Annotated in this window: 11 protein-coding genes; 4 read left to right on the forward strand and 7 right to left on the reverse strand. The window is 64.2% G+C overall.

The features are described 5' to 3' along the window. Together N5A93_RS12190 and N5A93_RS12195 are read right to left on the reverse strand one after the other, a co-directional pair. Nucleotides 1-987, reverse strand: a complete 987-nt coding sequence (locus N5A93_RS12190; RefSeq protein WP_268955378.1) for an ABC transporter permease — start codon at nt 985-987, stop codon at nt 1-3. 70 nt (nt 988-1,057) lie between these two features. Then, nucleotides 1,058-2,596, reverse strand: a complete 1,539-nt coding sequence (locus N5A93_RS12195) for an ABC transporter substrate-binding protein (RefSeq protein WP_268955379.1) — start codon at nt 2,594-2,596, stop codon at nt 1,058-1,060. A gap of 358 nt (nt 2,597-2,954) precedes the next feature. Here N5A93_RS12195 and N5A93_RS12200 point away from each other — a divergent pair, with 358 nt between their 5' ends. After that, nucleotides 2,955-3,335, forward strand: a complete 381-nt coding sequence (locus N5A93_RS12200) for a DUF6746 family protein (RefSeq protein WP_268955380.1) — start codon at nt 2,955-2,957, stop codon at nt 3,333-3,335. Between the two features lie 119 nt (nt 3,336-3,454). Continuing rightward, nucleotides 3,455-5,122, forward strand: a complete 1,668-nt coding sequence (locus N5A93_RS12205; protein WP_268955381.1) for an ABC transporter permease — start codon at nt 3,455-3,457, stop codon at nt 5,120-5,122. A 21-nt stretch (nt 5,123-5,143) separates the two neighbouring features. On the opposite strand, the gene N5A93_RS12210 is transcribed toward N5A93_RS12205, so the two are convergent. The 4 genes from N5A93_RS12210 to N5A93_RS12225 form a co-directional block, all read right to left on the reverse strand. Continuing rightward, on the reverse strand, nt 5,144-6,295 hold the full coding sequence (locus N5A93_RS12210) for an AbrB family transcriptional regulator (RefSeq protein WP_268955382.1): 1,152 nt from the start codon (nt 6,293-6,295) through the stop codon (nt 5,144-5,146). A 53-nt stretch (nt 6,296-6,348) separates the two neighbouring features. Then, the gene (locus tag N5A93_RS12215) at nt 6,349-7,017 is read right to left on the reverse strand and encodes a 5-formyltetrahydrofolate cyclo-ligase (RefSeq protein ID WP_268955383.1); all 669 of its coding nucleotides are present in this window, start codon (nt 7,015-7,017) and stop codon (nt 6,349-6,351) included. 171 nt (nt 7,018-7,188) lie between these two features. Next, nucleotides 7,189-9,561 (reverse strand): trimethylamine N-oxide demethylase, encoded by a 2,373-nt coding sequence (locus N5A93_RS12220; RefSeq protein WP_268955384.1) that lies wholly within the window; start codon nt 9,559-9,561, stop codon nt 7,189-7,191. 31 nt (nt 9,562-9,592) lie between these two features. Next, nucleotides 9,593-10,957: a trimethylamine monooxygenase gene (locus N5A93_RS12225; RefSeq protein ID WP_268955385.1), complete on the reverse strand. Its 1,365-nt coding sequence runs from the start codon at nt 10,955-10,957 to the stop codon at nt 9,593-9,595. A 164-nt stretch (nt 10,958-11,121) separates the two neighbouring features. Between N5A93_RS12225 and N5A93_RS12230 the strand changes: the two genes are divergently transcribed. After that, nucleotides 11,122-12,426, forward strand: coding sequence for an ABC transporter substrate-binding protein (locus tag N5A93_RS12230; RefSeq protein WP_268955386.1), 1,305 nt, complete (start codon nt 11,122-11,124; stop codon nt 12,424-12,426). Between the two features lie 7 nt (nt 12,427-12,433). On the opposite strand, the gene N5A93_RS12235 is transcribed toward N5A93_RS12230, so the two are convergent. Next, complete coding sequence (locus N5A93_RS12235) at nt 12,434-13,159, reverse strand: FadR/GntR family transcriptional regulator (protein ID WP_268955387.1); 726 nt, start codon at nt 13,157-13,159, stop codon at nt 12,434-12,436. A 434-nt stretch (nt 13,160-13,593) separates the two neighbouring features. Between N5A93_RS12235 and N5A93_RS12240 the strand changes: the two genes are divergently transcribed. After that, complete coding sequence (locus N5A93_RS12240; RefSeq protein WP_268955388.1) at nt 13,594-14,886, forward strand: ABC transporter substrate-binding protein; 1,293 nt, start codon at nt 13,594-13,596, stop codon at nt 14,884-14,886. The last annotated feature ends 52 nt before the right edge of the window (nt 14,887-14,938 follow it).

The following is a 14,938-nucleotide window of genomic DNA, read 5'->3' on the forward strand; positions in this document are numbered from 1 at the left end:
TCAGCCCTTCGCCCCCGGAAGTTTCACCATCGGGTTGATGAGCGTGTAGATGAAATCGACGATGGTGTTCACCACCACGAAGATCAGGCCCACGATGATGATATAGGCGATGATCAGCGGGGTATCGACGCGGTTCACCGCCTCGAGAAACAGGAAGCCCATGCCGGGCCACTGGAACACGGTTTCCGTCAGGATCGTGTAGGCAATCAGCGTGCCGATCATCAGCCCGCCCACCGTGACCACGGGCAGAAGCGTGTTGCGGAAGGCGTGGACATAGCGCACGCGGCGCGTCGAAAGCCCCTTGGCGCGGGCGAAGCGGACATATTCGGTGCCCATGGCCTCCATCATCTCGGCCCGGATCAGGCGGATGAAGAGCGGCAGCATGATCGAGGAAAGCGTGATCGAGGGCAGGATCAGGTGGCTGAGCCCGTCCCATGTGAGAAAGCCCGTGTCCCAACCCCAGGGCAGTTCGTAGGTGTCGCCGCGCCCGAAGGCGGGCAGCCAGCCCAGTTCGACGCCGAACAGCCAGACCATGCCGATGGCGGTCAGGAACACGGGCACCGAAATGCCGACGATCGAGCCGGACATGATGATCCGCGACAGCCATGAGTCACGGTTGATGGCGCAGTAGATGCCCGCCGGGATCGACAGCGACACGAAGATGAACACCGCACCGAGGACCAGTTCGAATGTGGCGGGGAACTTGTCGAGGATCACCGAAAGCGCGGGGCGCTTGAAGAAATAGGAATTGCCGAGATCGCCCTGCAGGGCGTTGCCCAGAAAGCGGGTATATTGCACGAAAAAGGGATCGTTGAGTCCCAGTTGCTCGCGCAGGTCGTCACGCGCTTCTTCCGAGACCGACTGGCCCACCAGTTCGCGCAAGGGGTCGCCCAGGTTGTCCTGGATGGAAAAGCCGACCAGCGAGATGACGAACATCACGATCACGGCCTGAATGGCGCGGCGTATGAGGAAAGCGAGGATATGCACGTGACTGTGTCCGTCTGCAAAAGGGGCGAGCCAGCACCATGCCAGCCCGCCCCGGTGATTGATCAGGCGGTTATTCCTCGATGACGAGGTCGCCCAGATAGGGGAAGTTCATGACGTTCACGACATCCTCGATCATCACGCCCTTGCGCGCGCCCCAGGCCAGGTCCTGCCAGTGGAACGGGATGAAGGCGGCCTCGTTATAGAGGATTTCCTCGACCCGCTGGAGTTGCTCGGCGCGCTTTCCGGGATCGGTCTCGGTCAGCGACGCGATGGTCAGCTCGTCCACCTCGGCATTCGAGTAATTGCCCGAGTTATACTGCCCGCGCCCGGTGTCGGGGTCCGGGGTCATGGTCAGGAACTCGTTGAAGTTGGCGCTGTCCTCGGTATCCGAATGCCAGCCGATCATCATGATGTCGGCGGCGCGCTCGTCGTATTTGGGCCAGTATTGCGCCTTGGGCATGGTGGTAAGGTCGATCTTGACGTTGATCTTGGCCAGCATCGCCGCCGCCGCTTCGCAGATCTTGAAATCGTTCACGTAGCGGTTGTTGGGGCACATCATGGTCGCCGAGAAGCCATCGGCGTAGCCGGCCTCTTCCATCAGGGATTGCGCCTTGGCCACGTCGAAGCGCGGTTTCAGATCGGGGTTGTGGCCGACATAGCCCTCGGGGGACTGCTGTGCGGCGACGGTGCCGAAGCCCTTCATGATCTTCTGAACGATGCCTTCGTTGTTGATGGCATAGGCGATCGCCTGGCGGACCTTGGGGTCGGCCAGCGCCTCGTTGCGATTCTGGTTCATCTGAAGGGTGATGATCCGGGTGCCGGTCATGGTCACCAGCTTGGTGTCCGGATCGTTCTTGATGCGCTCAAGATCGGTCGGCGGGACCGGCGCGATGAAGTCCACGTCACCCGACAGCAGGGCGGCGACACGGGTCGGCGCCTCCTTGATCGGGGTCAGGACGGCGGTCTGCACGTTGCCGGGGCTGGCGGTGTCCCAGTAATCGGGGTTGCGCTCGAAGACGGTTTTCACGCCCTGTTCGCGCGAGGCCACGGTGAAGGGGCCGGTGCCCGACAGGTTCTGGCTGGCGAAGCTGTCGCCATGCTTGGCGATCTCGGCGCCGCCGTCCTCGTAGAAATCCTTGTCCATCGGGAAGACATAGGTCGCGGTATGCAGCACCAGCGGGCTGGGGCCGTCCGTCTTGACCTCGACGGTATAGTCGTCGATCGCGGTAACCGAGACCCAACCGGCGAAGATGCCCTTGAAGTCGGGCGATGATTTGAGGCGCTCGATGGTCCAGACCACGTCTTCGGCCGTCATGTCATTGCCGGTGTGGAAGGTGACGCCCTCGCGCAGCTTGAAGCGCATGGTGGTGTCGTCGACGCGCTCCCAGCTTTCGGCAAGGCGGGGATCAAAGCCCAGATCGCTGTTCCAGCGCAGGAGCGGGTCAAAGACCATATGCGACAGCTGGAGCGTACCGCCGGACAGCTGCTCATGCGGGTCGAGCGACACCGGATCGGCGTCATAGGCGAAACTGAGCGTCTGCGCGGGCGCCGTGCCGACCATGCCGAGCACGAGTGCCGCAGCCGTCGCGAAATGTCTTAGAGGTTTCATTGGAATGTCTCCCTGGTTCATCGGGGCGGCGTTATAATCTGCTGCCGCGCCCAGACATCCGCCGAAATTGTCGTGATTCTGATCGCATGTAAAGCCGCGTTGCCGCGGCGTTAACCTCATGGGGTAAAAGAAACCTTTATTTTTCAATCGCATGCGGGTTTTGACCATGTGATCAGATATGGTCGCGGGGCGTGATTCGCGCACGCTGAAGGGTGCGACGGGATGTCTCGGTTAAATATTGAGTAAAATACTCAGGAAATATTGACGCGCCGCTTGGACCGGCGTAGCAAAAGGACGGGCAGGCCGGGTTTCACGAGGCCGCCCGCATAAAGGTGACTTCCTGAGCAAGGACAAGACGATGACCAATACGCTGAAAATCCTGGCCACCGGTGTGGCGATCCTGATCGGCGGCATGATGCCGGTGAAGGCGGATGAAACGGTGTCGCATTACGCGCCGGAACCTTCGGAGACGCTGCAACAGGCGGTCGACAATTTCGTGACCTACAACCGCAAGCTGGCAGCGGTGCTGGAGCGTGACCCGATGACCACGGCCGATATGGAAGAGGTGCATCAATTCACCTACACGCTTGAGATTGCGCTGGCGCGCATCAATGCCGAACTGGGCGCGCTGCCGGAGGTGCTGGAGCGGGTGCACAAGGCATCCGAGGGCGACGACCCCGCCGCGCTGCGCGCCGCGTCCGGGGTTTACCTGGAACAGGCCGCGATCCTCGACAGGTAGGCGCGCGTTTGCGACGGGCGCTGCGGGCGAGGCCGCATGAGTGCTGCCAGAGATTGACCTTTGCCGCCGCAGTCCATACTGGATCAAAACACTCGGATTAATCAGCCAGGAGCGCCTGAATGTCGGAACGCCTGCTGCATCGCCTGGCCTGGATCGCCGTAATCCTGTGCGTCGCGCCCATCGTGGCGGCGGCGCTGGCGGCGTTCACCGGCGATCTGGAGACTTGGCGCGAGATCCTTTCGTCAGTCCTGCCGCGCTATGCGCGCACGACGCTGGCGCTGGTCGCGATTGTCGGGGTCTCGACGGCGGTTCTGGGCAGTGTCACCGCATGGCTGGTGACGGTCTACCGCTTTCCCGGTGTGCGGCTGCTGGAGGTGGCGCTGGCGCTGCCGCTGGCCTTTCCGGCCTACGTGCTGGCCTATGCCTATACATCGCTGCTGGATCATCCCGGCCCGGTGCAGACGCTGTTGCGCGATGTGACCGGCTGGGGGCCGCGCGATTACTGGTTTCCGGAAATCCGCAGCCTTGGCGGGGCGGCCCTGATGCTGACCATCGTGCTTTACCCGTATGTCTACCTGCTGGCGCGGGCCTCGTTCCGGCAGCAATCGGCCAATGCCTTCCTGGTGGCGCGCACGCTGGGGCGCTCGCCGATGAAGGCGTTCCTGCGCGTCGCGCTGCCGATGGCGCGCCCGGCGATCGCGGGGGGTGCGCTCTTGGCGGTGATGGAGACCATCGCCGATTACGGGACGGTGGCGTTCTTCAATGTGCAGACCTTCGCGACCGGCATCTATCAGGCGTGGTTCAGCCTTGGCGACAGGGCGGCGGCCGCGCAGCTTTCGCTGTGCCTGCTCAGTTTCGCGCTGTTGCTGGCGGGGCTTGAGCGCGCGCAGCGCGGCAAGGCGCGCACCGCCGGACGCGGCGCGCGGTTCGAGACGATGGAGCGCCCCCGGCTGCGCGGGCTCGCGGGCTGGCTGGCGACGGCCTTCTGCCTTGCGCCGGTGCTGCTGGGGTTCATCGTGCCGGTGGTGATGCTGACGGTAATGGCGGTGGGATCGGGGCAGAACCTGTTTGACGCGCGCTACCTGAGCCTGACGCAGAATTCCGTTCTGCTGGCCGGTGTCGCGGCGGTGCTGACGGTGACGGGCGCGATCCTGATCGGCTTTCGCGCCCGCACACGGCCTGACCGGCGCTCGCGCCTGATGGTGGTGGGCGCGGGGCTTGGATACGCGGTGCCGGGCGGGGTGATCGCGGTGGGGCTGATGGTGCCGATGGCGGCGCTCGACAACATCATCGACCGGGTGATGGAGGCGCGCTTCGGCATCGACACGGGGCTTTTGATCACCGGGTCGATCTGGCTGATGGTGACGGCCTATTTCGTGCGTTTCATGGCCGCGGCGCTTAATGCGTTCGACAGCGGGATGGCGACGGTGCCGATGCACTACGACGCGATCGGGCGGTCACTGGGGCAATCGGGGCCGAAGCTGTTGTGGCGCGTGCATCTGCCGGTGGCGCGCACCAGCGTGCTGACGGCATTGCTGATCGTCTTTGTCGACGTGATGAAGGAGTTGCCCGCTACGCTGATCCTGCATCCGTTCAATTTCCAGACGCTGGCGGTGCAGGCGCATCGGCTGGCCTCGGATGAGCGGCTGGCCGAGGCGGCAGTGCCCTCGCTGGTGCTGGTGGCGTTCGGGCTTATTCCCGTGGCGCTGCTTTGCCGGACGCTGGGGCGCGAAAGCATACCAAGCGACGCGGGCGCGCGGATCGGATCAGCGATCCGTCCGGGCTGAGGTGCGGGGCAGGGCGCGCGTCTAGCGCGGGCGCAGCCCCCAACGCTCGGCGACCCGTGCGGTCACGCCGATGATCGTGCCCGCAAGCGGCAGGATGATGAAGATCCGGATCACGTGAAAGGCCGTGACCACCGCCAGCCCGTCTTCCAGGATCTTGGCGGTCAGGGCCATTTCGGTGACGCTGCCGGGAGCGGTCGAAAGCAGCATCACCTGCCAGGATTCGCCGGTCAGCCATGTCAGCCCGATCCCCATGCCGATGCAGAGCGCGATCAGGAGCAGCGACGCCAGCATCGCCCCCGGAATGAAACCGCGCGCACGCCTGAGCAGGTCGCGGTCAAAGACCGCGCCCAGCCAGACCCCCAGGAAGATCTGCGCCAGCACCAGCACCGGATAGGGATAGGCGGTGAGCGGCAGGCTGAGCGCCGCCGCCAGAGCCGCGCCCCCCAGCGAACCGACGAAGAACGGATTGGCCAGCCCTACCGCGCGCGCCGCCAGAGCACCGGCAACCCCCGTCACGCAGAGCAGGATCGCGCCCGGCACGGTCCAGTCCATGCGGCTGAGCGCGGCGACCGGGTCCTTGATCGTGCCGTCGATCGCCACGATGGCGGGCGGGATCAGCACCACCAGCAGCATGATCCGGAGGGTCTGGGCAAAGATCACCGGGCCGGGCGGTACATCATGCCTGACCGCCAGCGTGGCGCTTTCCACCGGCCCCATCGGCACCGATGACAGCACGGCCGTAATCACATCCACCCGCGCGATGCGCATGAGGAACGCCGCCACGACAAAGCCAAGCCCGATGGTCAGAAAGGCAGCCCCCACCATCGGCAGCAAGAGCGATACCATCGCCCCCACCGCCTCGGGGGTGAACGAGAGTCCGACCGAAGTCGCCACCAGGATCTGCCCGATCTGCCGGGTCTGACCGGGTACCGCGAGGGGGCGCTCGGCCATCCGCACCGACGAGGCAAAGACCATCGCGCCGATCATCCAGGGCAGCGGGAACCGCAGCCAATGGGCAAAAAGCCCGAACAGGAGCGCACCCGCGTAGATCAGAAGGATATGGGCCAGGTGGCCAGGGGACCAAGGGGATTTCATAAGGTATTCAATCGGATCGCCGGATTGGCTGGCCGCGAAGAACGGGCGGCGCAACCGCTGTCTGACAGGTTGTTGCATGCAAGCGCGGCGGCGGCAAGTGCTTGGGGCAAAACCTTTTTGACCCGTCGCGCTCAGCCGGGATCGCCCGCGCGTTGCCGCATCGTGCCATCCGACAGGATGATTTCGTCCATCGGGATATCCCAGGGCATCGGGTAGATCGTGGGCAGGGTGCAGCCCGCCAGCCCGACGCCGACGATGTGCGGGCGCGGGTCGAGCGCCGCCAGCGTGCGGTCGTAATAGCCCCCGCCATTGCCCAGCCGGTAAAACGCGTGGTCCACGCCAAGCAGCGGCGCGATCACGATATCGGGCCGGTCTTCGCCGCTGTCGGCGGGCACCGGGATGTTCCAGACCCCGCGCGTCATGCGACACCCGGGCGACCAGTGGTGAAATTCGAGGGGGGCGGCCTTTTCGACGACGACGGGCAGCAGGATCCGCGCCCCCGCGTGATGGGCCGCTTCCATCCAGCCGCGCAGGTCAGGTTCGGAGCGGATCGGCCAATAGGCGGCGATCCTCACGCCATTTCTTATCGTGATGCGTTTCTCGAGCCCGTCGCGCAGCCCCGCCAGAGCCGCTTCGCGATCCGGCGTCGATAATTTGCGCGCCTCCAGCAGACGCGCGCGCTCGCCCTTGCGAAACCGCGCCACGTCGCGCGCGGTCGCGGGGTCCACGGGATGCCCGCCCACGAGATGGTGGGCGAAGCAGGGGGCGTCGCCGCCCTCGTCTTCGGGGTGATGGCTCAAGGGGTGTCCGGTCCGTTCGCGTGGCTGACAAAAGTCTAGCGTGGATATCGGCAAGACGCAAAGCGCGGCTGCGCGTGATCGGCCTTCTTCTGTTCTCAAATATCCCGGGGGAGTCGCGCCATGCGCGACGGGGGCAGCGCCCCCGGCCCGGTCCGAAGCCGGGCGCTGCGCTCAGTCGTAATGCCCCTTCACCCGTTCCTTCGTGGGGTCGAAATGCGGGAAGCGCACGATATTCGCCTTCAGGCGCTTTTGCTGGCCGTCAAGCTGGCCCACCTCGACGGCGGTGCCGATCCCGGTATGGGGCAGGTCAAGACGCGCCAGCGCGATGGTCTTGCCCAGGATCGGCGAGCGCATGGCCGATGTGATCTCGCCGATCTGGGCGCGCCCGAGGCGCACGCAGTCGCCGCCCGAGGGCACGATGCCGCTTTCGATCTCCAGCCCCACCAGCTTGCGCTGGGGCTGGGCCTTACGCGCCTCGAGCGCGGCGCGGCCGATGAAATCGTCGCTCTGGGTCTTGAGCGGCACGGCAAAGCCGATCCCGGCCTCGAACGGGTCGGTGCGGTCGCAGAACTCGGCGCCCGCGAAGATCAGCCCGGATTCGATGCGCAGCATGTCCAGCGCCTCGAGCCCCAGCGGCAGCATCCCTTTGGGCGCGCCTTCTTCCCAGACCGCGTCGAACAGCGCCGCCGCGTCGCGCGGATGGCAAAACAGCTCATAGCCCAGCTCACCGGAATAGCCCGTGCGGCTGATTACCAGCGGGATGCCGTCATAATCGCCGATCCGCGCGACGGTGAAGCGGAACCAGCCCAGTTCGTCGATGGTGGGCCGGGTCGGTGGCGTCCATGTGATCGCCGCGAGGATTTCGCGGCTCAGCGGCCCCTGAACGGCGATATTGTGCAACTGGTCGGTGGACTCGCGCACCCAGGCGTTCAGCCCGCGCTCTTGGGCCTGCTGGCGCAGCCAAAGCCCCGACAGGTCATTGCCCCCGATCCAGCGGAAATTGTCCTGGCCGAGGCGGAACACCGTGCCGTCGTCGATCATCCCGCCATGCTCGTAGCACATCGCCGTATAGACCACCTGACCGACGGCCAGTTTCTTGATGTCGCGGGTCACGCAAAGCTGCATCAGCGCCTCGGAATCGGGGCCGGTCACCTCGTATTTGCGCAAGGGGCTGAGATCCATCACCGCCGCCTTTTCGCGGCAGGCCCAGTATTCGTCCAGCGCGCCGTGGCCGGTCATGTCCGAGGCGAGCCAATAGCCGTTATATTCGACGAAATTGCGGGTATGGCGCGCGAAGCGGCCATGAAATCCGGTTTCCTTGGTGTCTTCCACATCGGCCTCCGCCGTTTTGCGATAGCCGATCGAGCGGCTGAAGGATTGGTCCGCGCCATAGCTGCGCACCTGGATATCGGTGGGATTCCAGCCATTGGCCGGATCCACGTCGCAGGGGCAGGCGGTCGAGACGCAGACCAGATCGGTGAGCGCGCGCAACAGCACGAAATCGCCGGGGCGCGACCATGGGTCGTCCATACCGATGGCGTTGGTCTCGTCCAGCATGGTGTTGAAGAAGAAGTTGATCGCCGGCCAGCCCGCACGCGGTCGGATGGCGTATTGCGCGAGGTCGGCGTTGATGTTGTCCGAACAGTTCACATGCCCCGGATAGCCCAGATCCTCGTAATAGCGCGCCGTGCAGGCCAGCCCGAACGTGTCATGGCGCCCGCAGGTATCCTGCACGATCTCGACCAGCGGTTCCTGATCGACGCTCCAGTATTTCGAGAAGATGCCCGGCTGGGGGTAAAGCGCGCCCATCAGCGTGCGGGTGGTGGTCGGGTCGATATCGCGCTCGATCCCCTTGTCGAGCGCGCGCATCGAAAAGGCCTGAAAATCCGAGCATTCGCGCCCCTGCACGTCGAGGATCTGGATATATTCGCCTTTCCTGACCTCATAGCTTTGCGCCGCGCCCGGCTGGATATTGAAATCGTGGATCGGGTCGGCCAGCGGATCGGGCGGGGCAAGCCCGCCCTTGGCGTTGCGCAGGTTGGCGCGGCGCACATAGAGGATCAGCCCGGTGGGGGCGTCCTGCGCGTCCGGGCGCATCGGGCCGCCGGGTGCGGCGAGAATGACCAGCCCGTCGCAGGCGGCATGAAAGCGCGCCATGTCGCCGGGGCGCGAGCCTTCGTCAAAGACCCGCACGGCATCGGCGCGCCCAAGGTCGAAGCCCGCCGCGTCAAGCGCGCGCGCGACCCGCGCGCCCGATGGCGTGCCGCCGTTCAGCGCCGCGATCACACCTTCCGGGCGCCCCGCGCCGCTGGCGCCCAGCATCCCGGCATCCGAGCGCCCGTCAGGCGCGAAGATCACCAGTTCGCCCACCTGAAGGCCCTGCGGGTCCAGCACCGCGACCTCGTCGCCCGCCTCGACGGCCACGGCGCGCGACCCGCCGCCCGGCACCGGGTAGCGTTCGACTCCGGGTTCCAGAACCGGCAAGCCGGGCACAAGCACGCCGGACCGCTCATAGGGGGTTTCAAAACGCGGGGTCAGGGTCATGGCTGTGTCGCGCCTTTGGGATGGCCCGAAGTCAGGCGGGTTGCGCCTGCTTTGGGGATTGCAGATAGGCCTCTAGGCTGTCGTCCAGCGCATCCACCCAAGGCGTATGATGCGCCGGGGCCTTCTTGCCGGTCATCGGCGAGACATAGCCGTGATTGCGGAAGGCCATGATGTCTTTCTTCTTGTGCTTCTTCCACTCGTAGAAGGCCTGACAGGCGGCCTCGACATCGAAAGAGGGGTAATCCGTTTCGGCGATCAGTTCCTCGACATAATCCCCCTGGTAGCGGATGCAGCCGTAATCGTCCTCGAGCGCGTCCTCGTCGGCCTCGCGCTGTTTCCAGTCGGCCTCCATCGTGGCGGCGTCGGGCAGGGCGATCCGGCCCATGATGCAGTCGCGCACCCACCAGGCCTGCGCGTCGAACATGTTGAAGGTGAACCACTGGTCCTGCATGCCAAGGTAGAACAGCGCCGGATTGGGCACATAGGCGACGCCCTTGTAAAGATCCGCTGTCGCCAGCCGGTTGGCAGTCTTGAGGCGCAGATCGTCGGGCAGGAAGGGGAAATGGTGCTTGTAGCCGGTGCACAGGATGATCGCGTCCACCGCGCGGCTGGTGCCATCGACGAAATGCACGGTCTTGCCCTCGACATGGTCGACGGCGGGGGCTTCATCCCAGTTGTCGGGCCATTTGTACCCCATCGGCCCCGAGCGATGCGACGAGATGATCGACCTGCAGCCGTATTTCCAGCATTGCGAGCCGATATCCTCGGCCGAATAGGACGAACCCATGATCAGGATGTCCTTGCCCTGGAACTCGCGCGCATCGCGGAAATCATGAGCATGCAGGATGCGCCCGTTATAGGATTCGAACCCCGGATAATAGGGCACGTTCGGGGTCGAGAAATGGCCCGAGGCGACGATGACGTGGTCGAATTCCTCGGTGGTTTCCGCGTCCTTGGCGGTGTCGCGTGCGGTCACGGTGAATGTCCTGGTGGCATCGTCGTAGCTGACATCGCGCACGTAATTGTCAAAGCGGATCCAGCCGCGCACATCGGCCTTTTCCACCCGGCCCTTGATGTAATCGAACAGCACCTCGCGGGGCGGGTAGCTGGCGATTTCCTTGCCGAAATGTTCGTCAAAGGTGTAATCGGCGAATTCCAGCCCCTCCTTGGGGCCGTTCGACCACAGGTAGCGATACATCGAGCCGTGACAGGGAAAGCCGTTGTCATCGACGCCGGTGCGCCAGGTGTAGTTCCACAGCCCGCCCCAGTCGGACTGGGCCTCGTAACAGACGATCTCGGGGATCTCTGCGCCCTGTTCGGCGGCGGATTGGAAGGCGCGCAGCTGGGCAAGGCCCGACGGGCCGGCGCCGATCACGCAAATTCGCTTCTTTGCCATCTGGTTGGTCTCCCCTGATTGGTATGAACCAAAATCATGGTTTGGTTCTTTTGGTTCATTCAAATAAGCCAAACAGTGGACCAATCTGTCAACAACAAACCTGTTGCATGTGGAAATTGATGTTAGTCTGGGTCAGGCGCGGATGCCCGATCACGAGGAAAATGATGGAATCTTCGAGCTTTGCACATCGTCTGGCGATCAGCGGCGCGCTGCCGCGTCTGCAGGTCGGAATGGACAGCACGGTCAATATCGGCTTTCTCGCGCCGCTCAGCGGGCCGGTCGAATCCTGGGGCCTGCCGGGTCTGCATGGCTGCCGGATCTGGGAGGACTGGCTGAACAATGCGGGCGGTGTGCTGGTCGGCGGGCGGCGCTATCCGATCCGCATTCACGCCCATGATTGCGGCTATGATCCGCAAGGCGCGCTCGAGGGGGCGATGCGGCTGGTGCAGGAGCGCGACGTGAAACTGCTGATGATGCTGGGGGGTGACAGTTTCACCCCGGTATCGGATTACCTGATGGACCGGCGCATCCTGACCTCGACGCTGCTGCCCAGCGACCTGAGCCCCGACACGCCCTATCTGATCGCCCCGTCCGAGGTGCATCCGATCTATGTGGTGACCGGGGTCGAGTGGCTGGCGCGGACCCGCCCGCACCTGAAGACCGTGGCGCTGTGCAGCCAGCGCGACGCGCTGGGCCTGCCGTCGCTGGCGACCTATCGCGCGGCGTTCAAGGCGGCGGGCATCGGGATCGCCAAGGAGATCCAGTACGATCCCGACATGACCGACGCGGCGGCGCTGGTGCAGCCGATGCTGGATGCGGATCCCGATATCCTGTGCTGGTGCACCAGCTATACGCCGATGGTCCATGCGATGACCGAATACGCCCATGCGCAGGGTTTTCCCGGGCAGATCCTGTCCTGCACGCTCGACCATTACGAGCGGCTGGTCGAACGCACGGGGCGGGGTTTCATGGAAGGCGTCACCTTCCAGTTTCCCGATTTCGATGACCCGGCGCTGCGCGAAAAGGCGTTTTTCTTCAATCAACCCAATGTGTTCTACGAGGAGTACAACGCCCGTTACCCAGATAGCTGGAGCGCGGTCAGCTGGGAATATGCCGCGATCCTCGATATCTGGCATGCGGCGGTGGAAAAGGCCGGCACGGTCAATCCGCTCTCGGTGCTGGCGGCGATGAAGCAGCTTGGCCATGTCACCCACGCCTTCGGACCCGCGCAATGGTGGGGCGCGGATGTGTTCGGCATCGACAATGCGCTGGTCGGGGACTGGCCGGTGGTGACGGTGCAGGGCGGCAAGGCGGGGATCGTGCATTTCGGCTCGGTGCCCGACTGGCTGGCGGCCCATGCCGGGCTGCTCAGGCGCGAGATGGAGGATCTGGGGCAGATGTGGCAACAGCGGCTTGAGCGGGGCGGTGATGCGGGCACGGATCTTCAGGCCCGCAGTCTCGACATGTGAGCCGGCGCTAGAATTCCTGCAAAAGCAATTTCTGTTCCTCGACAAGGTGCAGCTTGATGAATTCCACCGCCGAGGCCACATCCCGCGAGGCGATGGCGTTGAACAGCGTGTTATAGCGTTTCTGATAGTCCTGGATGCGGCGCGGCGTCAGGTTGCGGCGGCGCAGCTTGGTGCGGAAACTCTGCCGGTAGGTCTCGATCGTGAGGCGATAGCATGACGCCAGAAGCGGGTTGCCGGTGCCTTCGGCGATCTGGGTGTAAAGCTTTTCCTCCAGCTCGATGAACGCATCGACATCGGTGTTGATCCCCTCGATCTCGGACAGCGTCTGCGAAAGCTGCGTGATCTGGCGCGGGGTCATGTTGACCACCGCCAGCCGCACCATTTCCGGTTCCAGAATGCCGCGCACCACAAGGTGATCGAGCGGGCTGGTATCGTCCGCGACCGAGTCGTCGCCGCGATGGGCGGCGGCGGTCGAGCGATAGGTGACGAAACTGCCCGAGCCGGGGCGGCGGCGGATCGCCTTCTGATTTTCCAGCACGTCGAGCGCCTCGCGCACGGTGTTGCGCGCCACACCCAGTTCCGAGGCCAGCGTGCGTTCCGAGGGCAGGCGGGTATCGCTGGGATATTCCTCGGACTTGATGCGCGCGAACAGCGTGTCCACCACGATCTGGACCGTCGCGCCCAGCGGCTGGCTGGCGACGATCGTGGCGGTGTCCTCGGCGTTTCTGGTCATTGCACCGTCCGGGTTGTTGCGGGCATCTCTCATGCGGGGGGCAGGTTAGCGCGCATCGCGCCGCGCTGGAAGCGCGAAGCGTACATTTGGTTTCATCGGCGGTTAAATTGGTTCCTTCGCCCGGCAATGCCTGTGGTTTGGGCGACGTGGAAAGGTGGCATGAATTCAATGAATTGGCCCATTTTGCGCAAATATATGTGAACCGAAATTATGCCAAAAATCACAATTGATCCGAATTATGAACCAATTTTCTTGGCAGAGTCGGGCTTCTCTGCTAGCGTTTGAACCTGAGGCCAAACCAATTTGCGCGAACTGGTATGGTTGTGCCTCGCGCCAGCCCTGCCGCGCCGCGCGTTATCCCGACAAGAATGTTGGCCTCCAAAAAGCCGGCCCTGACCGTGATGTCCGGGCACGCCAACATGGGAGAAACAACAATGTTTTCAAGATTCGGCAAGCCGGGGCTGACGCGCCGGACATTCCTGCAATCCACCGCCGCGGCCGCGGCGGCGACCAGCCTTCCGCGCATCGCCAATGCGCAGGACAAGGTGATCAAGATCGGCTTCCTTGCACCACTCACGGGCGCCGTTGCGGCCTGGGGTAAACCCGGGCTCGATGGCTGCGAAATCTGGGCCGAGCGGATCAACGCCGCGGGCGGCATCAAGCTGTCGGATGGCGACTACATGGTCGAATTCGTGGCCTACGACAATGAATATGACCCCGCCAAGGCGCGCACCGGCGCCACCAAGCTGATCCGCGAGGACGGCGTCAGCTTCATCATGATGCTTGGCGGCGATACCTGGCCCGGCGTCCAGCCCGTGGCCGACCGGACGGGGATGTTGTTCTCCACGCTGCTGCCCAGCGACCTTGGCCCCGACACGACCACGCTCATCGCGCCCGCCGAGGTGCATCCGATCTACAACGTCACCGCCGTCGAATGGATGGCCGAGAACCGCCCCGAGCTGAAAACGGCCGTGATGTGCGCGCAGGATGATGCGCTTGGCCTGCCGTCGGTCGCCACCTATCTTGCCGCCTTCGAGGCGGCTGGCATCGAGATGCAGCGCGAGCCGCTGCTGTTCGACCCCGCAACCACGGATTTCGCGCCGGTGGTGACGCGGCTGATCTCGTCCAGCCCCGATATCGTCTGTCTGGACACCTGCTATTCCGATTATGTCCATCCGATCTGCGAACAGCTTTTCCAGCAGGGTTACGAGGGGCAGATCATTTCCTGCACCGCGGATTTCTATGACCAGATGATCGCCAAGACATCGGCCGAATTCATGGAAGGGTTCCTGTTCCAGTTCCCCGATTTCGATGACCCGGCGCTGAATTCCGATCAGGTGAATTTCGAGGATCCCAACGGCTTCTTTGCCGAATACAACAAGCGTTATCCGGGCCAGTGGGGCGCGGTCAGCTGGGAATATGCCTCGATCATGGACCTCTGGAAGGCGGCGGCCGAAAAGGCGGGTTCATCCGAACCCGACGCGGTGATCGCGGCGATGAAGGATGGCGGCACCGGCAAGCACGCGTTTGGCGATGCGCGCTGGTGGGGCAAGGATCTGTTCGGGATCGAGAACGCGCTGGTCGGCGACTGGCCGGTGGTCGCGATCGAGGGCGGCAAGGCCACGATCAAGGAGTTCCGCAATATCCCGGCCTGGTATGACAAGCACGGCGATCTTCTGGTCAAGCACATGAAGGCCTATGACCAGATGTGGGACCAGCGCGGCTGATCCGGCGCGATCACGGGCGCGGGGCGGCGATGTGTTCGCGCCCCGCGCTTTT

Source organism: Roseovarius salincola (genome assembly GCF_026891095.1).
GTDB lineage: Bacteria > Pseudomonadota > Alphaproteobacteria > Rhodobacterales > Rhodobacteraceae > Roseovarius > Roseovarius salincola.